The organism is Streptomyces sp. NPDC002784, from assembly GCF_053592135.1.
Genome location: NZ_JBSFVD010000004.1, coordinates 93,158 through 114,824, shown reverse-complemented (window position 1 = coordinate 114,824; position 21,667 = coordinate 93,158). Strand labels below are relative to the sequence as shown.

The 21,667-nt window shown below is 72.7% G+C and carries 17 protein-coding genes and 1 tRNA gene; 10 read left to right on the top strand and 8 right to left on the bottom strand.

Going from position 1 to position 21,667, the window contains the following annotated elements; translation table 11 throughout:
* Nucleotides 1-26 precede the first annotated feature (26 nt).
* A complete protein-coding gene (locus ACWD1Z_RS10470; RefSeq protein ID WP_451117341.1) occupies nt 27-977 on the top strand; it encodes a GNAT family N-acetyltransferase in 951 nt (316 codons plus the stop codon).
* Nucleotides 978-1,008: 31 nt separating this feature from the next.
* Here the strand turns inward: ACWD1Z_RS10470 and ACWD1Z_RS10465 are convergent, their stop codons facing one another.
* Nucleotides 1,009-2,364 (bottom strand): M1 family metallopeptidase, encoded by a 1,356-nt coding sequence (locus tag ACWD1Z_RS10465; protein WP_451117339.1) that lies wholly within the window; start codon nt 2,362-2,364, stop codon nt 1,009-1,011.
* A 36-nt stretch (nt 2,365-2,400) separates the two neighbouring features.
* Between ACWD1Z_RS10465 and ACWD1Z_RS10460 the strand changes: the two genes are divergently transcribed.
* Nucleotides 2,401-2,901, top strand: coding sequence for a hypothetical protein (locus ACWD1Z_RS10460; RefSeq protein ID WP_451117337.1), 501 nt, complete (start codon nt 2,401-2,403; stop codon nt 2,899-2,901).
* 277 nt (nt 2,902-3,178) lie between these two features.
* Here the strand turns inward: ACWD1Z_RS10460 and ACWD1Z_RS10455 are convergent, their stop codons facing one another.
* The gene (locus ACWD1Z_RS10455; RefSeq protein WP_451117335.1) at nt 3,179-3,856 is read right to left on the bottom strand and encodes a pentapeptide repeat-containing protein; all 678 of its coding nucleotides are present in this window, start codon (nt 3,854-3,856) and stop codon (nt 3,179-3,181) included.
* Nucleotides 3,857-4,011: 155 nt separating this feature from the next.
* Between ACWD1Z_RS10455 and ACWD1Z_RS10450 the strand changes: the two genes are divergently transcribed.
* On the top strand, nt 4,012-5,172 hold the full coding sequence (locus ACWD1Z_RS10450; protein ID WP_451117334.1) for an NAD(P)-binding protein: 1,161 nt from the start codon (nt 4,012-4,014) through the stop codon (nt 5,170-5,172).
* A 74-nt stretch (nt 5,173-5,246) separates the two neighbouring features.
* The gene (locus tag ACWD1Z_RS10445) at nt 5,247-6,227 is read left to right on the top strand and encodes a zinc-binding dehydrogenase (protein ID WP_451117332.1); all 981 of its coding nucleotides are present in this window, start codon (nt 5,247-5,249) and stop codon (nt 6,225-6,227) included.
* Nucleotides 6,228-6,382: 155 nt separating this feature from the next.
* On the opposite strand, the gene ACWD1Z_RS10440 is transcribed toward ACWD1Z_RS10445, so the two are convergent.
* Nucleotides 6,383-7,786, bottom strand: coding sequence for an NAD(P)/FAD-dependent oxidoreductase (locus ACWD1Z_RS10440; RefSeq protein WP_451117330.1), 1,404 nt, complete (start codon nt 7,784-7,786; stop codon nt 6,383-6,385).
* A gap of 96 nt (nt 7,787-7,882) precedes the next feature.
* Between ACWD1Z_RS10440 and ACWD1Z_RS10435 the strand changes: the two genes are divergently transcribed.
* The gene (locus ACWD1Z_RS10435; RefSeq protein ID WP_451117328.1) at nt 7,883-8,689 is read left to right on the top strand and encodes an aminoglycoside phosphotransferase family protein; all 807 of its coding nucleotides are present in this window, start codon (nt 7,883-7,885) and stop codon (nt 8,687-8,689) included.
* A gap of 9 nt (nt 8,690-8,698) precedes the next feature.
* Nucleotides 8,699-9,172, top strand: coding sequence for an N-acetyltransferase family protein (locus ACWD1Z_RS10430; protein ID WP_451117326.1), 474 nt, complete (start codon nt 8,699-8,701; stop codon nt 9,170-9,172).
* Here the strand turns inward: ACWD1Z_RS10430 and ACWD1Z_RS10425 are convergent.
* Nucleotides 9,156-10,817, bottom strand: a complete 1,662-nt coding sequence (locus ACWD1Z_RS10425) for an HEXXH motif domain-containing protein (protein ID WP_451117325.1) — start codon at nt 10,815-10,817, stop codon at nt 9,156-9,158. The two genes, ACWD1Z_RS10430 and ACWD1Z_RS10425, sit on opposite strands and share 17 nt — an antisense overlap.
* On the bottom strand, nt 10,814-10,990 hold the full coding sequence (locus tag ACWD1Z_RS10420; protein WP_250071863.1) for a hypothetical protein: 177 nt from the start codon (nt 10,988-10,990) through the stop codon (nt 10,814-10,816). The genes ACWD1Z_RS10425 and ACWD1Z_RS10420 overlap by 4 nt, the downstream gene beginning before the upstream one ends.
* Nucleotides 10,991-11,170: 180 nt before the next feature.
* Here ACWD1Z_RS10420 and ACWD1Z_RS10415 point away from each other — a divergent pair, with 180 nt between their 5' ends.
* From ACWD1Z_RS10415 to ACWD1Z_RS10405, 3 genes are all read left to right on the top strand, one after another.
* Nucleotides 11,171-12,127, top strand: a complete 957-nt coding sequence (locus ACWD1Z_RS10415; protein ID WP_451117323.1) for an effector-associated domain 2-containing protein — start codon at nt 11,171-11,173, stop codon at nt 12,125-12,127.
* Nucleotides 12,128-12,246: 119 nt separating this feature from the next.
* Nucleotides 12,247-12,423 carry a hypothetical protein gene (locus tag ACWD1Z_RS10410; protein WP_451117321.1) on the top strand — a complete coding sequence of 59 codons (177 nt, stop codon included), beginning with the start codon at nt 12,247-12,249 and terminating at the stop codon, nt 12,421-12,423.
* Between the two features lie 17 nt (nt 12,424-12,440).
* Nucleotides 12,441-14,222 carry an HEXXH motif domain-containing protein gene (locus ACWD1Z_RS10405; protein WP_451117319.1) on the top strand — a complete coding sequence of 594 codons (1,782 nt, stop codon included), beginning with the start codon at nt 12,441-12,443 and terminating at the stop codon, nt 14,220-14,222.
* A gap of 6 nt (nt 14,223-14,228) precedes the next feature.
* Here the strand turns inward: ACWD1Z_RS10405 and fxsT are convergent, their stop codons facing one another.
* From fxsT to ACWD1Z_RS10390, 3 genes are all read right to left on the bottom strand, one after another.
* Nucleotides 14,229-18,167, bottom strand: coding sequence for an FxSxx-COOH system tetratricopeptide repeat protein (gene fxsT / locus ACWD1Z_RS10400; protein ID WP_451117317.1), 3,939 nt, complete (start codon nt 18,165-18,167; stop codon nt 14,229-14,231).
* Between the two features lie 353 nt (nt 18,168-18,520).
* Complete coding sequence (locus ACWD1Z_RS10395) at nt 18,521-19,951, bottom strand: VMAP-C domain-containing protein (RefSeq protein ID WP_451117315.1); 1,431 nt, start codon at nt 19,949-19,951, stop codon at nt 18,521-18,523.
* A 118-nt stretch (nt 19,952-20,069) separates the two neighbouring features.
* Nucleotides 20,070-20,143, bottom strand: a tRNA-Thr gene (locus ACWD1Z_RS10390).
* A gap of 205 nt (nt 20,144-20,348) precedes the next feature.
* Between ACWD1Z_RS10390 and ACWD1Z_RS10385 the strand changes: the two genes are divergently transcribed.
* A complete protein-coding gene (locus tag ACWD1Z_RS10385; RefSeq protein ID WP_451117313.1) occupies nt 20,349-21,485 on the top strand; it encodes an ABC transporter ATP-binding protein in 1,137 nt (378 codons plus the stop codon).
* Nucleotides 21,486-21,667 lie beyond the last annotated feature (182 nt).

The window sequence follows — 21,667 nt, the reverse complement described above, 5'->3', positions numbered from 1 at the left end:
GTCGTTGGAGCAGTAGCGTCCTCGGCATGCTTCTCGAACGCCTGCCCGTCTCCCCCGGCCATGACATCCCGGGCCCGCTGCTCACCGAACTCGCCGCGCTCTACGCCTCCAACCGCGACTTCCACGCCCTCAGCGGCGACTTCCCGGATCCGGACGACATCCGGCCCGAGCAGGTGGCGGCGGCGCTGGCCGAGGAGTTGGCGCACCCCGGCGCCGAGGTGCTGCTCGCCCGCAGCGAGGGGCGGCTCGTCGGAATCGTGATCACCCTCGCCCGGCACCCCGATCCGGCCGACCCTGACCCCTGGATCGGTCTGCTGATGGTGGACGCGAGCGCGCACGGTCAGGGACACGGGCGGCGCATCGCGCAGAGCGTCGAGGACCGCTTCCGCACGGCCGGCCGCACCGCCGTGCGCCTCGCCGTCCTCGCCGGCAACCCCGCGGCCCTGGCCTTCTGGACCGCCCTCGGGTACGAGACCGTCGGCCACCGTGAGGACCGCCGGCTGGGCCGCCCGTGCGCGGTGCTGCGCAAGCCGCTGCGCACCCTCCGCCGCGCCGCCCGCGTCGCCGTGCTGGACCCGGAGGGGGCGGTGTTCCTCTTCCGGTACGACAACATCGAGGTCGGCGTGCACTGGGCGCCGCCCGGCGGCGGGCTGGAACCCGGCGAGGGCCCGCGCGAGGGCGCCCTGCGGGAACTGGGCGAGGAGACCGGCTGGACGGATCTGGAGCCGGGGCCGCTGCTGTGCACCTGGGAGCACGACTTCACCCACGCCGTGGGGCCGGTCCACCAGCACGAGCACATCTACGTCACCCGGGGCCCGCGCCGCGAACCCTCCGGCCCGCATCTCGCCGCCGCGCACGCCGAGGACGGCATCCTCGCCTGGCGCTGGTGGACGCGCGCGGAACTGGCCGCGGCACCCGATCCCCTCTGGCCGCCCGACCTGGCCCGGCTGCTGACGGAGTGGGAGACGCCGGTGTGACGGGCAGGGCAGCGAGGGGAAGTTCAGGCCGTCAGGGGCGGTCCGGTTTCCCCTCCCCGTACAGCCAGTCCGTCCAGATCCCGCTGAAGTCCTCGTCCGGCGCCCGGCGTTCGACGTACCGGGTGAAGTCACCGGTGCTCGCGTTCCCGTGGCGCCGGGCCGCCGCCCACCCCCGGACGAGGTCGTGGAAGGCGTCGTCGCCCACCCGTTGCCGGATCTTGTGCAGGACCATCGCACCCCGGTCGTAGACCGGCCGGTCCGAGATGTGCCCGGCGTTGGCCGGCTCGGCGGGCGGGAAGGCCCAGAGGTCGGCGTCGTCACTGCCGTACAGCGCCTCGAAGGTCTGCTGCGCGCTGTCGCCGCCGTGGTCCTCCCGCCAGAGCCACTCGGCGTAGGTCGCGAACCCCTCGTTGAGCCACATGTCCTGCCAGGACTCGGGCGTGACGGAGTTGCCGAACCACTGGTGGGCGATCTCATGGACCAGCAGCCCGGTGTCGGGGGTGCCGGGGAAGACGGGCCGGTTCTGGGTCTCCAGGGCGTACTCGGAGTCCCCGGCGCGGGCGATGATCACGCCGGTGGAGGAGAAGGGGTACGGCCCGAAGGTGTCCCGTGCCCACGCCATGACCTCGGGAAGCTCGTCGGTGTTCTCCTCCCGCGGGTGCACGGCCGTGTACACGGGGACGCCCCCGGCCGTGGACCGCCGGATCTCGTACCCGCCGATGGCGACCGTCGCGACATAGCTGGCCATCGGCTCGGCGACGCGCCAGCTGAAGGTCGTACCGCTCCGGGAGGTCCGCTCGCCGGTCAACTCCCCGTTGGAGACGGCTCGCAGGCCCCGGGGCACGGTGACCTCGATGGTGTAGGTCGCCTTGTCCGAGGGGTGGTGGTTGCCGGGGAACCACGCCATCGAGCCCGTCGGCTCACCGAGCGCGAGGGCGCCGTCCTCGGTGCGCAGCCAGCCCTCCCGGGAGCCGTCCGGGTCGGTGATGGTCCGGGGGGTGCCGGAGTAGCGGACCCGCACCTCGAAGGCGTCGCCCCCGTCGAGGGCGCGGGGCGGGCGGACGGTGAGCTCCTGGCCGCCGCGGCTCCAGCGGGCGGCCTCGCCCTGGACGGTGACGGCGTCGACCGTCAGGCCCAGCAGGTCCAGGTCGAAGGCGGAGAGGTCCTGGGTGGCGCGGGCGGTGATCGTGGCCGTGCCGGTGAGCCGGCGGGCGGCGGGGTCGTAGGCGAGATCGAGGGCGTAGTGGCCGACGTCGTAGCCGCCGTTGCCCGCCTTCGGGAAGTACGGGTCGCCGACACCGGGGGCGCCGGAGGTGCCGGGGCCGCCGCCGCACGCCGTCAGCGCCAGCACGACCAGGGCGGGGGCGAGGCGCACGGACCGGGACACGATCGCGATCCTACGAGGCCATGACACCATCACCTGGTGCTCGACATCGGCTACGCCCTCTCCAACCGCTTCCCGGACCCCCCGCAGACGGACTACCGCCGCGCGGACGTCCACGCGCTGCGGCACGACCTGTTCTGCGGTGACGTCTACCTCGCGGACACCAAGGCGGACCGGGAGTTGTCCACAGCCTGGGGATGGGTGCCGGTGCTGGACTTCGCGTGGGCGCTGTGCGACATCGTGGAGCGGATCGACCGGGACCCGGCGGGCTCCCGGGCCTCCCGCCCGCAGCGGGCGGAGCTGGACTTCACCGAGTCCACCGACCGGATGCTCTTCGAGCGCCGCTTCGGCTGGGTGGACGTGGAGGCGGACTGGATGCCGGCGGAGGAGGCCCCGCTGACCTTCTCCCACAGCGAGCTGCGCCGTGAGGCCCGTGACTTCCTGCACGACCTCATCGCCGACCTGTGCGACCTGCACGAGGACCTGGCGGAGAACCCGGCGATCTGGACCCTCCAGGCCCGCTTCCCCCGCACGGCTTGACCCTCAGCCCCGGCACTCCCCCCGCAAGCGGTGCCCCTCAGCCCCGGCGCCTCCCCACGAGCCCTGGCTCTCGCGCCGCCCGCGCCCGCCCAGCCCTGACCCGTGTGCCGCCCGCGCCCGCCGCCTGCGGCCTGCCCCTCAGTCCCAGCGCCTCCCCCGCAAACCGTGCCCCTCAGCCCAGCACCAGCGCCTCCCCCCACATGTCCCGCCCCTCAGCCCCGGCGCTCCCCCACCCCGCGAGCCCTCCCCCCTGTCCCCCTGCCCCCCCAGCCCCCGCTCAGTCCTCCACCCGGATCCCCAGTGCCCCCGCCAGCACCGGTGCCAGGTCCAGCAGTTGCCCCGTGCTGATCACCGCCCCCGACAGGCGCTCCACCCCGCGCGCGACCTCCAGCGCGGCCGCGTCCCTGAGGTCCACGTCCGTCAGGGTCGCCCCGGCGAGGTCCGCGCCCTTCAGCACGCAGCCGGGGAACGCGACCCGCTCCAGCCTGGCGCCGCCGAAGTCCGGCTCCACCAGGACGCAGTTCTCGAAGACGACGTCTCTGAGGCGGCTCCCGCGCAGGTTCAGATAGTCGACCTTCCCCCCGCGGATCACGACGCGCTCCAGGACCGCGCCGTGCAACTGGACCCCGCCGAGGCGGGCATCGTGCACCTCCACGTCCCGCAAGGTCGCCTCGGAGAGATCCGTGCCGACCCCGCGCGGAGCGGTGAGCACCGAGTCCAGGAAGCGCGCCCGGGCCAGTCTCGTCCCGTCCAGCACGCACGCCCCGAGCGCGCAGTCCAGGAAGCGGGCGCCGCCCCCGTCCTGCCCGGCGAGATCCGCCTCCCGGAACTCGAGCCCGTCATAGTCCCCGTCCGGCTCCAGCCCGCCCCCGGTGTGCGGCTCCAGCGCCGGCAGCCGCACCTCGGGGCGCCGGGCCGCCTTCACCCTCGTACCGCCACCACCCGTAGTCGCCATGCACCCCATCCTGCACCCCACCACTGACAACAGCGCTGACCTGCGCAAACCCCGCCGATGTCACACTTCGGGGCGCCCGCTGCGTCGTACTGGCAGAAAGGCCACCCAGCACCAGGCCCCGAAGCAGCAGGCCACCCGAGCAGAGGGAGACCCCCATGCACCGCATCACCGTCATCGGCGGCGGCTTCGCCGGACTCGCCGCGGCCATCACCGCCGCCGAAGCGGGCGCCCAGGTCACCGTGTACGAGGCCCACCACACGCTGGGCGGACGGGCGCGGACCGCCGAGGGCCCGTACCGGACCAACGAGGGACCGCACGCCCTCTACAACGGCGGCCCGCACTGGGCCTGGCTCAAGCAGCGCGACCTGATCGGGGCGCTCGCCCCCGTCCCGCCCCTGGAGGCCGCCCGGCTACGGCTGCTCCACAAGGGCGCGCTGCGCCGCACCCCGCCCTTCGGCATGCTCAAGCTGCTGCGCCGCGGGCTGCCCCAGGCACCCGTCGACGTGGACTTCCTGACCTGGGCGACCGAGATCGCCGGTGAAGAGGGCGCCCGCGCCGCCGCCCACTATTCGGCCGTGGCCCTCTTCCACCACGACCCCGGCGCGCTGTCCGCCGCCTTCGTGCAGGAGCGGCTGCGCCGCGCCACCAAGCTCCCCCCGGAGGCGCACTACCCGCGCGGCGGCTGGGGCAGTGTCGTCGGGCGGATGGCCGACCACGCCTGGAACCTCGGGGTCCGGATCGAGACCCTGTCCCGCGTCGACGCCCTCCCGACCGACACCCCGGTCATCGTCGCCACCTCCCTGGACTCCGCCCGGCGGCTGCTGAAGGACGACACCCTGACCTGGCCCAGCGGCCGGACCGCACTGATCGACCTGGCGGTACGCACCCGGCGCGGGGACGCCTTCGTCGTGTCCGACCTGGACCGCCCGGGGTGGATCGAGCGGTTCACCGCGCAGGACCGCACCCTCGCCCCGGCCGGCGAGCAGCTGATCCAGGGGCAGATCCCGCTCGGCCCGAAGGAGTCGAAGGCCGCCGGGATCGCCCGGGCCGAGCACCTGCTGGACCTCGCCTTCGACGGCTGGCGGGACCGTGTCACCTGGCGCCGGGAGGCGCTCGCGCACGGCCGTACCGGAGCCGTGGACCTGCCCGGCACCAGTTGGCGGGACCGCCCCGCCATCGACCGGGGCGACGGCGTCTACCTCGCGGGCGACCAGGTCGCCGCGCCCGGGGTGCTCTCCGAGGTGTCCTTCACCAGCGCCCTCACCGCGGTGTCGCTGGCTCTCGGACAGAACTCCCTTGACCTCAAGCATGCTTGAGGTTGAAGAGTGGTCACTCGAACGAGCCACAAAGTGACCGAGTGACCACGTGACCGAGTGATGGGGAACCCCTGATGCACGCCATCCGTCTGCACGCCTTCGGCCCGGCCGAGAACCTCACCTACGAGCAGGTCGAGGACCCCCGGCCGGGCCCCGGCCAGGTCCGTATCGCCGTCGCCGCGGCCGGGGTCCACCTCCTGGACACCGCGCTGCGCGAGGGCGCGCAGGGACCGGCCCCCACGCCGACGCCGCTGCCCACCATTCCCGGCCGGGAGGTCGCGGGCGTGGTCGAGTCCCTCGGGGACGGCGTGGCCGAACCGTGGCTCGGCAGGCGGGTGGTGGCCCACCTCGGCTTCGCGCCCGGCGGATACGCCGAACTCGCCGTCACCGATGCCGAACGGCTGCACGAGATCCCGGAGAACCTGGACTTCGCCGAGGCGGTCGCGATGATCGGCACGGGCCGTACGGCGATGGGGATCCTCCAGTTCGCCGAGCCGGGACCGGACTCCGTGGCCGTCGTCCCGGCGGCGGCCGGCGGCATCGGCACCCTGCTCGTGCAGTACGCCAAGAACGCCGGCGCCACCGTCGTGGGCCTCGCCGGCGGCCCGGAGAAGGTGGCCCGCGTCCAGGCGAACGGCGCCGATCTCGCCGTCGACTACACGGACCCCGACTGGCCGCAGAAGGTCCGCGCCTGGCTGGGCGGACGCGCGGCCACGGTGGTCTTCGACGGGGTGGGCGGCGACGCGGCCCGGGAAGCCGTGGCGCTGCTCGGACCCGGCGGCAAGCACATCGTCTTCGGCTGGTCCGGCGAAGGCATCCAGGGCGGCGAGCCCTATCTCGTCGAGGGCGTCTCCGAACAGGTCCTGGGCCCGGTGATGCTGGCCAGGGCGGGCGGCCCCAACCCGGTCCGCACCCTGGAACTACGGGCCCTGACCGAGGCAGCCGAAGGCCGCCTCACCCCAGCAGTCCACCGCTTCCCCTTGCCAGAAGCCGCCACCGCCCACCGAGCCCTGGAATCAAGGGCAACGGCGGGAAAGGTCGTACTGGAGCCGTAGAGGCAAGAAGATCCCGGCCCCAAAGAACCCAGGGCACCACCAGTGCCCTCAGGGGCGCGGGGAACTGCGCGACCAGCCACCCCCCACCCGCACCCGACACCCAACCCCCCGCGGCACCCCCGTAGTCGCCCCCGCCCCAGCCAAGCGCTCAGCGCTCAGCGCCCCGCCACCCGATCCGCAACCCGCGCCAGCCTCGACGGCTCCGCCCGACGCGTAACCGTCTCCCGCCGATCCGCCGCCCGGTACACCGCGTACATGCCCTGAACCCCGAGCCACCGCAACGGCTCCGGCTCCCACTTGCGCACCTTGTGCCCCACCCACGGCAGATCCGTCAGCTCGGTACGCCCCCCTTGCCCCGAGTCCTGCTGCACCAGATCCCGAAGTGTCCGCGCCGCCAGATTCGCCGTAGCCACCCCCGACCCGACGTACCCGCCCGCCCAGCCCAGCCCCGTGGACCGGTCCAGCGTCACCGTGGCGCACCAGTCCCGGGGCACCCCCAGCACCCCCGACCAGGCATGCTCCACCCGCACCCCGGCCAGCGAAGGGAAGAAACCGACCAGGATCTCCCGCAGCGCCTCGATCGTCGCCCCCTGCGTCCGCCCGTCGTTGTCGGTGGCCGAGCCGAAGCGGTACGGCACTCCGCGCCCCCCGAGCGCGATCCGCCCGTCGGCCGTGCGCTGGGCGTACATGTAGGCGTGGGCCATGTCACCGAGCGTCTCGCGCCCCTCCCAGCCCACTGACGCCCACTGCTCGTCGGTCAGCGGCTCGGTGGCGATCATCGAGGAGTTCATCGGCAGCCAGGTCCGCCGCTCACCCTTGAGCGCGGCGGTGAAACCCTCGGTGCAGCGCAGGACGTAGGGCGCGCGGACGGTGCCGTACGGCGTCACCGCGTGCTTGGACCGGATCTCCGTCACCGGCGTCTGCTCATGGATGACCACCCCGAGCGCCTCGACGGCCGCCGCGAGCCCCTTCACCAGCTTCACCGGATGCACCCGGGCGCCGTGCGGGGTCCAGGACGCCCCCACCGCGTCCGCGACCCGGATCCGCTCGGCGCTCTCCCTGGCGCCGTACAGCTCCCGGTCCTTCTCCCCGAACGCCAGCTCGGCCTCGTGGAAGGCCCTCAGCCGCGCCAACTGGGCGGGCGTACGGGCCACTTCGAGCACCCCGCCCTGGTGCACATCGGCGTCGATGCCCTCCGCGGCGGCGACGGCGACGACCTCGTCGACGGTGTCGTTCATGGCCCGCTGCAGCCGTACGGCGGCGTCCCGCCCGTGCAGCGCGGCGTACCGGTCGCGGCCCGCGATGCCGTTGTACAGCCAGCCGCCGTTGCGCCCGGAGGCGCCGTAGCCGCAGAACTTCTGCTCCAGGACGGTGATCCGGAGGAAGGGCGCCGCCTTCTTCAGGTAGTACGCGGTCCACAGCCCCGTGTACCCGCCGCCGACGATCACCACATCGGCCGAGGCGTCCCCGGGCAGCGGCTCCCGCACCGCAGGGAGGCCGTCGTCCGCGTACCAGAAGGAGACGCCGCCGTTGACGACATCGCTGACCGAGCTGCTCATGACCTGGACGTTAACCCGGGGCGACAGCCACTGTCTCCTTCGGATTCCGTCGAAAACGCCTGGAGGGCGACGCGGGCCCGGCGCTACCGTCACCCCGTGACCGCCGACCTCGCCGACCGCGCCGAACGGTTCCTCCAGCAGTGGGAGCTGCGCCCGGACGGCCCCCCGATGAGCGGCCGTTGCGCCCTGGTCCTCCCCGTGCTGCAGGCGGACGGCACCCCCGCCGTGCTCAAGCTCCAGGACGTCGACGACGAGACCGTGGGCGAGCCGGTCGCGCTGCGGGCCTGGAACGGCGACGGCGCGGCCAGGCTCCTGGACGCCGACAACGGCACCCTCCTGATCGAACGGCTCGACGAGAACCGGGACCTGGACGGCCTCCCCGACACCCGTGCGGCCACCCTGGTCGTCGCCGGGCTGCTCGCCCACCTGACCGCCACCCCCGCCCCGCCGGAGCTGCGCCGCCTCGCCGACATCGCGCCGAGGCTGCTGGACCGCGCGACGGCCGTGCTCCCTTCGCTGCCGGACCCGGCCCTGCTCAGGGACTGCGCGGCCGCGGTGCGGGAGGTCGCGGACGAACCCGGCGACCGGCTCCTGCACTGGGACCTGCACTTCGAGAACGTCCTGGCCGCCGAGCGCGCCCCCTGGCTCGCCATCGACCCCAAACCCCTCGCGGGCGACCCCGGTTTCGAGCTGCTGCCCGCGCTGTGGAACCGCTTCGACGCCGGCGAGGTCCGCTGGCGCTTCGACGCGATGACGGACGTCATGGGCCTGGACCGGAGCCGGGCGCGCGCCTGGACGCTGGGCCGGGTGCTGCAGAACGCGGTGTGGCAGCTCGAGGAGGGCGAGCCGCCGCTGCCCGAGCAGCTGGAAATCGCCGAACGCCTGCGCGGCCTCAGCGGTTAACCTCCGGGCATGATCCGCACCGCGACCCCCGCCGACATCCCCGTCATCCACTCCCTCGTCCGCGAGCTGGCCGAGTACGAGAAGGCCCCGGACGAGGCCAACGCGACCGAGGAGCAGCTCCACGAGGCCCTCTTCGGCGAACGCCCCGCCGCCTACGCCCATATCGCCGCCGACGACACGACCGGCGAACCGGTCGGCTTCGCCCTGTGGTTCCTGAACTTCTCCACCTGGCGCGGCGTCCACGGCATCTACCTGGAGGACCTCTACGTCCGCCCCACCGCCCGCGGCGCGGGCCACGGCAAGGCCCTGCTCACCGAGCTGGCCCGGATCTGCGTGGAGCGCGGCTACCAGCGCCTGGAGTGGTCCGTCCTGGACTGGAACACCCCGTCCATCGCCTTCTACGAGTCCCTGGGCGCCCGTCCGCAGGACGAGTGGACGGTGTACCGGCTGACGGACGAGGCGCTGCTCACGCTGGGCGGCTGAGCAGGCCCCGGGCCACCGCCAGCGGATCCCCGCCGAGTTCGGCGTGGACCGCCATGACCAGCTCGGGCCGGTCCAGCAGCGCCTCGCCCGCCGGGTCCCCGGCCGCCCGGGCCGCGAGCCCGAGTCCGACCCAGGTCTCGGGGTCGCCCCGGCCGCGCAGGACGCGCTCCCGGCAGGCCCGCAGCGCGCCCGCCGTGTCCCCGGTGACCAGGGCGACGTCCTCGGGGCGGGCGCCCTCCACGGTGGCGCCGGGGTCCTCGCGCAGGGCCGCGAAGCCGTCCGGGTCGGCCAGCAGCCAGCGCAGCAGCACCGCCCGGGTGTCGAGCCCGCGCGCCGGAGCGCCGGGGACCAGCTCCGGTTCCCCCGGCACCGGCTGGCGGCCCTCCGCGTGTGCGCGTACCACCCGCGGGTCGGGGCGCAGGTGATACGCACGCCAGGTGGCCCGGTGATCGGCCGCCGCGAGCTCGGCGGCGACCCGGGCCCGCGTCTCCACCGGCTCGGCCAGCCAGGGCGCGAGCCGCCCCGCCAGCTCGGCCACCAGCCGCCGTCCCAGCTCGGTCAGCCCGTCCGCGGCGGCGATCCCCCGCAGGGCGTGCGCGGTCTGGGCCCGCCACAGCGCGAACTCGAAGCGCCCGAGCGGGTGTTCGCGGCGCCGCCAGAACCCGGTGACCCCGAAGAAGGCGTACACCCCCTGCAGCAGCCCGCCGAGCGGCCGCGGATCGTCCCGCCACGGCGCGTAGTACAGCCGCCGGCCGCCGCCCTGGTCGTCGTAGAGCGTGAACAGGTGCATGAAGGCGCTGAGTTTGTTGTGCTGGAACTCGTGCACCAGCGTCGAGGCGAGCTGTTCGCCGTCGTCCGGGACGGAGGCCAGGGCCGCGCCGAAGGCGTCCCCGGAGGAGGCGCTGTGCGGGCGGAAGCGTTCGGCGCGTGGACGGGGCACGAGGGTCACCAGGCCGTCCCCCAACGCCCGGGCCTCCTCGGCGTCCAGGGCGTTCAGGATCTCCCAGGCCGCCGAGAACAGCTCCTGCCACACCTCGGCGGCGACGGGCTCGGTGGGGGCGGGGGTGCGCAGGGTGCGGTACGGGTCGGCGTCGTCCAGGAGCAGCGCGCATCCGTCGGCGTTCAGCCGGGTCAGGGGGTGCCAGTCGGGTCCGTCGAGCGGGCGTCCGGCGACGAGCACGCGCCCTTCGGCGGCGGTCACTTCCACCGCGTCCGCACCGGACACCCGCAGGGCTCCGAGGGCGGGCAGTACGGCCCACCCGTCCCGGACGGGGATGACGGTACGGAAGTCCAGCCCGGCCCGGATCGCCGCGCTCGCCGCGACGGCGTGCAGATAGCCGGTGTCCGGAGGGCTGTCCCCGGCCGCCGTACCGCGCAGCCGCCGCAGGGTGTGCGCCGCCCACACGCCGACGGACGGATAGGCGAGCAGTTCCTCGAAGGCGGTCTCGTCCGCGGACCGGGCCCGCATCAGCAGGTGCCAGGCATCCGTCGGCGGCTGTGCGGCGGAGGCGTCCAGCAGGGCGCGGACGACCAGCAGCCGCCAGCTGCGTTCGCTCGCCCGGAGCGCGGCCACGGCCGCGGGCCCGCCCCCGCCGCCGAGGAGTTCGTCGAAGGAGCCGGCGGCGAGGACGTGCGGGGCGGTCACGCTTCGTCGCGCTGCGGGTTGTAGCCGCCGAGGCTGCCGGCCGGGTCGTCGATACGGCTGAGCAGTCGCCGCAAGGAGCCGTCGGCGGCCGGGAGAAGGGGGAGGGAGGGCCAGGCGTCCAGCGGAACACCGCTCAGGTCGACCAGCTCGGACTCGACTCCGGACTTGTCCATGACCCCGTCCATTTCACTGTTTCAGGTGTTTTACGTGGTTTCCAGCGCGACCCTAGTGCATCACGCGCACCGCACGGGTTCACGTCCGCCGAATCCGCCCGGATCGAGTGACGCGACGGTGGTGGGGGTAGGCACCCGACGGGACGGAAGTCGCCTGACAGAGCGAGGAGTTGCGCAGCGGTGGGGCCTGATCCGGAGCGGGTGGCGCAGGTGCGGACCGGCGGCGGCCTCGGCCTCCGGCGCGGTTCGGGGTACCTGGTGGGCGACCGCTGGGTTCTCACCTGCGCCCATGTCGTCGGCGACGCGCGGGAGACGGCCGTACGGCTCAACGGCAGGGAGGCCGCACCGGCCCGCGTGGCGCTCGCCTCCGACAAGGCCGACGTGGCGCTGCTGGAGATCACGCGCCGGGTGGCGGACTGCGAGCCGCCTCCCTACGGCGCCGTACCGCAGACGGCCACCGCCCTGCCGTTCACCGCCAGCGGGTACGCCGGTCCCCACGGCGCCTGCCGCACGGGCGGAACCATCTCGGCCCTCCCCCACCACCACAGAGGCATCCTCGAACTCGCCGTCGAGCCGCCGGGAGAGGACCCCGGCTCCGGTCGTTCGCCCTGGGAGGGCATGGCCGGCGCCGCGGTGTGGCACGACAGCACCCTGATCGGCCTGGTCGGCACCCTCCTCCGGGGCGACGGCCCGAGCCGTCTTGCCGCTGTCCGCGTGGACCACTGGTACGCGCTGCTGACCGGCACCGAACTGGCCCTGCTGCACCAGCACGCCGGACTGCCCGCGACCCCCGCCGAGCTGAACCGCATCGCCGCCCCGGTCACCCTGGCGCACCTGCCCGAGAATCTCCCCCTGCGCGAACTCGACGGCCTGGTCACGGCGTTGACCGCGCTGCCCTCGGTGAGCGACCGCAACGGCCTCGCGCTGATCCTCGACGGCATCGACCCGGTGATCTCGGCCATGAGCCCGCGCTCACCCGCCCTGCGCCCGGACGTGTTCGCGATCCTGCGCACCTGTCTTCGCTATCGCGGGACCTTGGACCAACTCCTGGAAGCGATACGGTTGGTGGAGGGCGATTCCGTAGGGGTGGCCCGAATGGACCAGGAGGCGGTGGAGTTGTCCCGGCGCCATCGCTGACCTGATATCGCGGCGCCGCACCGGCGCGGTGTTTCATCGCCTGTACGGCGGGCCATTATCAGGAGGATGTGAGCAAGCCCGCACCACAAGTGCAGCCGGGGGGAAGGGGTTTGGCCGTCATGGAGCCGTCTGTGGCCGCCGTCGAGTCCAACCTAGTCGATCTCGCGGGGGTGTCTCTTGAAACGCTGCGCTCCATGGACTGTCAGGTTCTCGCCGGATCCCTGGAGGAGCTGCGGCAGCGCATCGACCTGGCGCAGGCGAGCGTCAGCGATTTCAACGCGGAGCGGTACGACTGAGGAGGCCAGGGCCGCCGATGCGTGCTGAGCCCCCGCTCCCCCATCACCGTCTGCCGTCGTCCGGCCTGGAGGAACTGAGCTGCGGCGAGGGCGGTCCGGCCACGATCGACCTGCTCCTAGGGGCCGAACGGAGCCGACGACTGCTGCTCTTGCGGATGCTGGACGACGCGACCGACCTCGGCCCGGCCTGGGAACTGCTCAGCAGCGCACAGCACCACGCACCCGACGTGGTCGACGAACTGCTGATGTACCCGCAGACCGGAATGTGGCTGGCCACGGCGCTGCGTCGGCTGCGCGGCAGCGCTCAGCAGGACGATACGCCGCTGTGGGTGGTGCTGGGCCATGCAGCCTGCCTGGCCGCCGCCGCGGCGCTACGCGCGGAGCTGGACTTCTCCATCGAGGTCCCGATGCGTCACGGCCGGGTACCACTGCCCACCCTGGGCTGTGCCGAACTGCCCACCACCGATCCGTGGACGACGGCGACGGTACGACGAAAGGCGGGCCGCGCGGTCGTCACGGCACCGGGCGCCACGGTCTCCGTGCCGACCTCACCGGACACCCCGGCGCCGGGCTGGCACCCCCTCCGCCGACTGTTGCTCGGCCCTCCGGCCCACCACCTCTCCCTGACCCTGGACGACGTCGACCCGTACCGGACCTACCCCCGGCCGACCGAGCCGCGCCCGCTGTCCGCGGAGGCGGCCGAGGAGTGGGGGCGCGTGTTGGAGCGGGCCTGGACCCTCCTGCTGGACGAACAGCCGAGGACCGCGGAGGCGATGCGCCGGGGGCTGCTGTCGCTCACACCGGGCCCGGCGAGGGAAAGGTTTCGGCCACGCAGTGTGACAGCTGGGGATGCGTTCGGCGGCGTCGAATCCTCGGAACCGGACGACGTCGTTCAACTGGCGGTGACCCTGGTGCACGAGTTCCAGCACACGAAGCTGGGCGGTCTGCTGCACCTGACGCCGCTGCTGACCGAGGAGACGGCCGAGGCCCCCGAGCTCTGGTATGCCCCTTGGCGGGACGACCCCCGGCCCCTGGACGGCCTGATGCAAGGCATCTACGCCTTCGTGGGCATCGCCCGCTTCTGGCGCACCCACCGCCTGGCCTCGGGCGCGGCGACACCCATGGCGCACTTCGAGTTCGCCCTGTGGCGCGCCCATGTGACGACGGCCCTGCGCCAGGTCCACCGCCATGAACGCCTCACGCCGATCGGCGCACAACTGCTGGACCGCCTCTACGCCTTGTGCACGCGCTGGCTGGACGAACCGGTCCCGGAAGTCCCCCTCACCCTGGCCCGCGTCTGCGCCGCCGACCATGCGACCCGCTGGCGTGCCCACCACCTGCGCCCGCCACGTCACGCGGTGGAGGAGGCGACCCTGGCGTGGCTGTCCGGCGCCCCGGCTCCGCCGCGCTCCCTGGCGGCCACCCCCGAGGTGACGACGGACGAGTCGGCTCGCTGGCTGGACACCCTGGCGGTCCTGACCCGCCACCGCCTGTCGGGAGAGGACCCGGAGAAGGCGGCGGCCACGGTGACCGGAGCGCTGCGGGCGGACGCCCTGCTGGCCGCGGGGGAGGCACCGGCGGCCCGGGAGGCCTACACGGCCCACCTGCTGGCCGACCCGGACCACCCCACGGCCTGGTCGGGCCTGTCCCAGGCGCTGACCCTCATGGGGGCGTCCCCCACGGCGGCCCACTTCCTGCGCCACCACCCGGAACGGGCCCGCGCGGTGCACCGGGCCGTGACCACGGCCACCGGAACACCGCCGGACCCGGTCGCCCTGGCGGCCTGGCTGGCGTCGTAGCGCCGGTTACAGCGGCATCGGGTCGATGTCGCAGTTGGCCCGCTCCCGGGCCCGGGCCTGCACCGTCGCCGGGTGCGGGGCCGGCTCCGCCGCCCGCAGCCGGGGGGCGTCCAGGACCTGTTCCATCCGGGCCAGCGTGTCCGCCCGCAGCAGCTCCGCCTCGTCCTCCAGACCCAGCGCCGCCAGGTCCAGGGAGAGGTTCGCCGCGCACACCAGCGCCGTCGGATGGTTCTCGCCCAGCCGGCCGCGACTCAACTCCAGGGTGCGCTCGCCCAGTTCACGCGCCTCGGAGACCTGACCCAGCACGCTCAGATCGCTGGCCAGGTTGATGGCGCAGGCAAGGGCGATGGGATGGCTCTCGCCCAGCCGGCCGGTCAGCGACGCCAGCGCATCCTCGTCCAGGGCCCGCGCCTCCTCGGCCCGGCCCAGCAGCCGCAACGTCACCGCGAGGTCCACATCGGCGGCCAGCACATGGGGATGGTCGGCCCGGAACACGCGGCGGAAACGCTCGCTCGTCTTCACGCCCCGATCCCTCGCCGCCTCCAGCTCGCCGTTGTGCCGCAGCGCCACCGAAAGCGCCAGCGCGGCGGTGAGGGATTCGGGGTGGGTGTCGCCGTACCGCCGGGTGAACTGGTTGAAGGACTCCCGCGCCAGCTCCAGTGCCTTCTCGTGGTCGCCCTCCTTGCGGCACGCCTCACCGAGCTGCCGCAGCGACTGGAGAGTCGAGGGGTTCCCGGCACCGAACGCGGGCCGGAATCCGTCGACAACCGCCTCCTGCAGGGACCGCGCACCGACATAGTCCCCCGTCTCACGGACATCGATGGCGATGGATCCCTGGGTGATGAGCGACTGGTGGTGATCAACCCCGTACAGCCGTGTCTTCAGTGCGTGCGTGTGCCGGTCCAGCTCCAGTGCCCGCTGGAAATCACCCACCAGACGCAGGCTCACCCCGAGGTTGTGCGCAGTGCCCAGGGTCGTTGGATCGTCCTCACCGAACGCGCGCCGGGCCCGGTCGTAGGCCATCTCGTCCAGTGCCACGCCGGCGGCGAAGTCGCCCTGGGCACGGCGTACCGCCGCCTCCAGGTTCATCGTCTCCAGCGCGTCCTCGCGGGTGTCCTCAGGGCCCTCGGGCGCGGTACGGGCGTAGATGTCCTTCAGCTGGGAGACCAACCGGGAGGCGTCGTCGTACCGGCCGACCTTCAGGTACAGGAAGCACAGCCACCAGCCCATCAGCCGGGTCTGTTGGTCCTCCTCGCCGAACAGCGACTGCCATGTCTGCCAGGCCTGCTCTGTGAACTCACGGGCCACCGTGTGGTCACCCCAGTACCAGAGGTACTTGGCGATGTTCATCACGAGCTCGCGAACCCACGGCTGGTCCGACTCGATCGCGTTCGAGGCGATGACATGGCCGTACAGCTCGGCGTATCGGGGCCAGTTGGCCGATTGGTTGGGACCCTTGGGGTCGGCGGCGGCGAGAAGGGTGTGGGCCCCGTTGCGCATGCGTTTCTGTTCCTCGGCGGTCATGCGGTGGATCAGCACGGCCTGGACGAGGCGGTGCATTTCGATCGAGTTGGTGCGATGGTCGATGCGGGCGAGCGAGTAGCGGTTGATCTCACGGACGGCGCGGGCGAGCCGCATCGGGTCGTTCAGCGCCCGGTCCAGCTCGGAGTCGATGGTGGAGCCGCCGAGTCCGGAGAAGATGGACCGTGAGATCGGGTCCGGCGCGAAGAAGGAGCACAGCTGGAGCAGGCGGAGCGCGGCCAGGCTGCGTGTCTCCAGATGGTCCAGCGAGACGTTCCACGCGGCGGCGACCGGGAGCTGGTAGTCCGGCGGCGGCGAGACTTCCAGCAGTTCGGCCCGTTTGTGCTCGAACAGCCGCAGGTACTCCGACACCGGCATCCCGGTCTCCGCCCGCCAGGCCGCCGCCTGTTCCAGCGCCAGCGGCAGGTCCCCAAGGGCGTCGGCGAGGCGGTTCGCCTCGGCGTCGTCGAGGTCGTCGGGTCCGGAGCGGCGCAGCAGCTCGATGCTCTCCTCACGGGTGAAGACATCGACTTCGAGAGAGGGTCCGACCACGCTCCAGCGCCGGTTGCGGGAAGTGACGAGGATGGTGCCGCTGCCCCCGGTCGGGAAGTAGTCCCGGACCCGCTCCGGGCTGTCGGCATTGTCGAAGATCAGCAGCCAGCGCGAGTACGGCCGTCCTTCGCGCAACGCCTCCCGCACCGCCGGCCCGGCCACGTTGGCATCGGCGCTGGTGACCAGGCCGAGCCGCTGGGCCAGCTCCACCAGAGCCTGCCCGATCTGACCGGGACGCTCAGCAGCGATCCACCACACGACGTCGTAGTCCGACTGGTGGCGGTAGGCGTACTCGATGGCCAGCTGGGTCTTGCCGACACCGCCCATGCCGTGGATCGCCTCGGGCAGCACGGTGGTGGTGCCCTCGCGCAGCCGCTCGCTCAGTCGCTCCAGAAGGTCCACGCGGCCGGTGAAGTTCGGGTTGCGCGGCGGGATGTTGCCCCAGATGCGCGGCGTCGAACGCCCGCTCTCCACCGCGGGCTGCGTATGCGTGGCGGTCATGGCCGTGGCTCCTTCTGAAGTTGTCCCGGCCCCCGTCGGGGCCTGTTCGACGGCGGGGCGTCCGCTCTGCGGAACGGTGCGGGAGCCCACGCCCTTGCGCAGGCTCACGGAGTTCTGCCGGTCGTACTCGCGCAGGGCGCGCGCCAGGCGTTCGGCTCGGGGGAGGAACCGCCCGGACAGGGCGCGCAGCGCGGCCAGTTCGACGCGCAGGAAGGCGACATTGCGGCGGGTGACCGAGGGCACGTCGACCGTTTCGAGGAGTTCCTCGGGGGCGGGCAGGACGGGTCCGGCGTCCTGGGGCGCGGTGGCGAGCAGTCCGCGTACGTCGTGCAGCACCCGGGCGGTGTCCCTGCGCCGGGACAGCGCCAATAACTCCTGGCGGATGTCGGGCCCGAACACGAAGGCCACGTCGGCCGCGCGCTCGGCGTCCGCGCCGGCGGGCCGTACCAGACCGCTCATCAGCAGCTCGGCCAGATGGGCGGGTCCGGCGCCCGGCACCGAGGCGGTGACCGCGTTCATGACCGGCAGCGTCAAGGGCGCGGCCGCCAGCCGGGTGGCGAGGCTGAAGGCTTTCGGGGAGGCGGCGGCCCGGAAGTCCGACACCCGCTCCCAGGGCGGTACGCCGCTCGCCGGGTCGGGCACGTCCTCCACCCAGGGCACGGCCCGTGCCGCGTCCGCCCGGCGCTTCCAGTCCCGGGCGCGGACGCCGGACATCTCCACCCAGTCGCCGGTCCCCCGGGTCACCAGGTCCACCCAGCCGGACAAGGAGTGCTCGGTCGGCTCCAGGACGGGCACCGGGACCACACCGGAGCGGGCGTCCGGGGCGTCGACGGGTTCGAGGGGGGAGGCGCGCAGTTCCCAGCGCAGCGCGTCGTTCGCGGCCCAGGGGCGGGCGCTGCTGAACCGCATCCGGTTCACATCGAGGCCGGCCCGCGACCACAGGTTCTGGGGCAGCAGATGCAGCACCGCGAGGGGTTCGGTCCGCCCGAGCTCGCGCAGCAGCGGAAGCACCGCGTCCGACCGCCAGCCCGCGGCGAGCCCGTCGGTCAGCACCAGCACCACCCGGTGCTCGGAGGAGACGGGCGGCAGCTGCTCGAGCCGGATCCGAGCCGGCTCGGTGTCGTCCGAACTGAGCAGTCGTACGGTGCTGATCTCGCCCAGCCGATCCTCGCGGGCGAGATCGCCGGCCAGCTTCTCGACCGTCTCCCGCCACACCCGCATGGTCGCGTGGTCGTCCACGACCAGCAGCACGGACGGAGGGCCCGCGGACAGTGAGCGCGCCAGTTCGCTCAGGACGTGCGGCACGACGTCGAGTGACGCCTCGTCAGACGCCGTTTCCGCCGCTGATCGTGGGACATCGTCACACTGCATAAGCGCTCTCAGAGCGTCCGGTAAGGCCCGAGGACGAAAGGGGTACCGAAGAGGAATCCCGTACTCCGCGGGCATGCGTGACATCCACGTGCCAAGCCTGGCAGTGGTCTGCATACAGTGCAAGACGGCAGGCCACAGGGGGAGGGAGCACAAATGGGACAGTCGATCGGCGGATGAATCGGCGGATAAAACGCGCCCCCCTGCGGTGTCTGGCTCGCCGGTCTTTCTCGCGTCCAGCGTGGCACCGCGCACAGTCGGGTGCAAGGCCGTCTGCCACTTGGCTGCGCGGATCGGCAACCGGCCCGCGCCGGGCGGCAGAAGGCGCCCGATCCCGCTCTGCGACGTCATCGCCGCTACACCGGCCCCGTGGGACCCGGCTTGCGCTCGGGATCGTCCAGCAGGATGGCCAGATGCCGGCCCACGTGCCCGTCCCAGCGCTCCGGTCCGAGGGCGAGCGCGTCGTTGCGCCACTTGCACACGCTCTCCGCCAGTGAGCCGAGCCCCCGGTCCTGGAGGATCTCGCCGATCGCGTCCTGGAAGCCGGCGTCGGAGCAGTCCGTGCGGTGCCAGATCATCGCGGGCACCCCCGCCCGCAGCCCGGCGAGCACCTCCCGGCGCCCGGTGCCCGAGTCGTCGCCCGGCGGCTCGCTGAGCACCAGGCACACCGCCTGCCGGTCCTCCTTCAGCTCCCGCTCCAGATGGAAGAAGTACGCCCCGTCCTGCGCCGGCCGGCCCCAGTGCGGATGGCTGTCCGCCGGGCGCTCCTTCAGCTGCCGCCACTTGTGGTGCCAGGCGCGGTGCCAGGCGGCACGCTGCAGCCTTTCGAGCGAGCGCACGAACACCGGGTAGTCCATGGCCAGCGGTGTCGGCTCGGGGTGGCCGGAGTCCTTCGCCCACCACTCCACCGGCTCGTTGAGCAGCTCCCACGGGAGCACGAACTCCAGGATCACCGGCTGGCGCAGGTCCGCCCAGCGCTCCTCGGACTCCTCGATCAGCCGCTCCACCGCGCCCGGCAGCTCCGCGCGGCCCAGATGGACGGTCTCGCCGCGCACCGGGTGCCAGCCCTCGGAGTCGGACTGGCGCCAGTGCGAGAGGTAGTAGCGGTCGGCCTCGTTGCGGTCCGGCTCGAACTGGATCATCAGATAGGCGGGCACCAGCGAGGGCGGGGGCTGCGGGAACTCCGAGTGCTGCCACTCCGCCAGCCGGTCCTCCACGCGCAGCTCCTGGGCCCGGCCGCGGTTGAACCGGCGCAGTTCCTCGGCGGCCTCCGCGCGGCCCTCCTCCATCAGCCGGTCGGCGGACAGCGCCAGGAAGGCCATGCTCGGCGGCAGCTCGCCGGCCGGGGAGTTCTCACCGGCCAGCCGGAGGAAGACCTGCCAGCCCGTCTGGCACCAGGACGGCAGCTCCTGCACCCGGGAGCGGCTGGCGCGCCGGGCCATGGCGGCCAGCTCGGCGGAGCGCACCGACTCCAGGACCGGCCGCAGCTGGCCGAGGTCGGCGCTGTTGAAGAAGTCGACGGCCTCCCACTCGTCCACGAGCGGCCATAACGCGGCGACCGAGGCCGACTGCTGTTCCACGTACTCCAGCGACCGCACCAGACACGCCGTACCGTCAACGGCGGTCATGCACGCCTTGACGACCTGGAGGAGCCAGGGCCGCAGCCGGTCACCGCTGAACGGCTCCACCGTCGAGCCCAGTTCGCCGGCGAGCATCTCCCGCCATAACTCGCGGCTGCTGGCCTGCTTCACCGTCGCCGACTCCTGAAGCGTGTCCACGATGGCCACGGCCAACTCATTGCGGACCCGTTCCGGACCTCTCACCCCGTGACCTCCCCAAGCCGGCGCGGTTCCGTCGTGCCGACCAGGGTACGGCCGCGGAGGGTGCCGCGGCAGGGGAAAGGAGAGCCCCCTGTCGGATTCGAACCGACGACCTTCGCTTTACAAGAGCGGCGCTCTGACCAGCTGAGCTAAGGAGGCGCGCACGTACGTGCCCGAGCAGTGTACCCAGGACCGGGAGTGCCCCAGTCGAAAATTTCCGCGAAGTTCACAGGGGTCCGGGTACTGACAGACCAGGTGAACGGCAGGTACCGTCCGAGGGCAGTCCACTCGTCTGGACTACACCACCACCTTCCTACAACGGATCGTCCGGCACGTTCCTGCCGGTAGAAGGGGGCCCTTCACCATGGCCACTGTTTCGTTCGACAAGGCGACCCGGATCTACCCGGGTTCCGAGAAGCCCGCCGTAGACGCGCTCGACATCGAGATCGAGGACGGGGAGTTCCTCGTCCTGGTCGGCCCGTCCGGCTGCGGCAAGTCCACCTCGCTCCGCATGCTGGCGGGGCTCGAGGACGTCAACTCCGGCGTGATCCGCATCGGCGACCGTGACGTCACCCACCTGCCGCCGAAGGACCGGGACATCGCCATGGTGTTCCAGAACTACGCGCTCTACCCGCACATGACGGTCGCCGACAACATGGGCTTCGCGCTCAAGATCGCGGGCGTCAACAAGGCGGAGATCCGCCAGAAGGTCGAGGACGCGGCGAAGATCCTCGACCTCACCGAGTACCTCGGCCGCAAGCCGAAGGCGCTCTCCGGCGGTCAGCGCCAGCGTGTGGCGATGGGCCGGGCGATCGTGCGTGAGCCGCAGGTCTTCCTCATGGACGAGCCGCTGTCGAACCTCGACGCCAAGCTCCGGGTCTCGACCCGTACGCAGATCGCCTCGCTCCAGCGCCGTCTCGGCATCACCACGGTCTACGTCACCCACGACCAGGTCGAGGCCATGACGATGGGCGACCGCGTGGCGGTCCTCAAGGACGGTCTGCTCCAGCAGATCGACTCCCCGCGCAACATGTACGACCGTCCGGCCAACCTCTTCGTCGCCGGCTTCATCGGCTCCCCCGCCATGAACCTGGTCGAGGTCCCGATCACCGACGGCGGTGTGAAGTTCGGCAACAGCGTCGTCCCGGTCAACCGTGACGCCCTCAAGGCCGCCGCCGACAAGGGCGACCGCACGGTCACCGTGGGCGTGCGCCCCGAGCACTTCGACATCGTCGAGCAGGGTGGCGGCGCCGCCACCGCCCTGGCCAAGAGCACCGAGGACGCGCCGGCCGGTCTCGCGGTCACCGTCAACGTCGTCGAGGAACTCGGCGCCGACGGTTACGTCTACGGCAGCGCGAAGGTCGGCGACGACATCAAGGACCTGGTCGTCCGCGTCAGCGGCCGCGCGGTCCCGGAGAAGGGCGCCACGCTGCACGTCGTGCCGCGTCCGGGCGAGACCCACGTGTTCTCGACCTCTACGGGTGAGCGTCTGTCCGACTGACTCGGCCAGGTGTGACGAGAAGGGCCCCGCGGACCGCCGCGGGGCCCTTTTTCGCTGTCGACAAATACCCCGGCATACCGCCCGTTTCGAGCAGTGAGCGTCAACCCCTTACCCAAAAAGAGGCACCTCTTCATCCCCCGAACCGGTGACTAAATGTCGCCAAATCATTACCGGGCGCTACC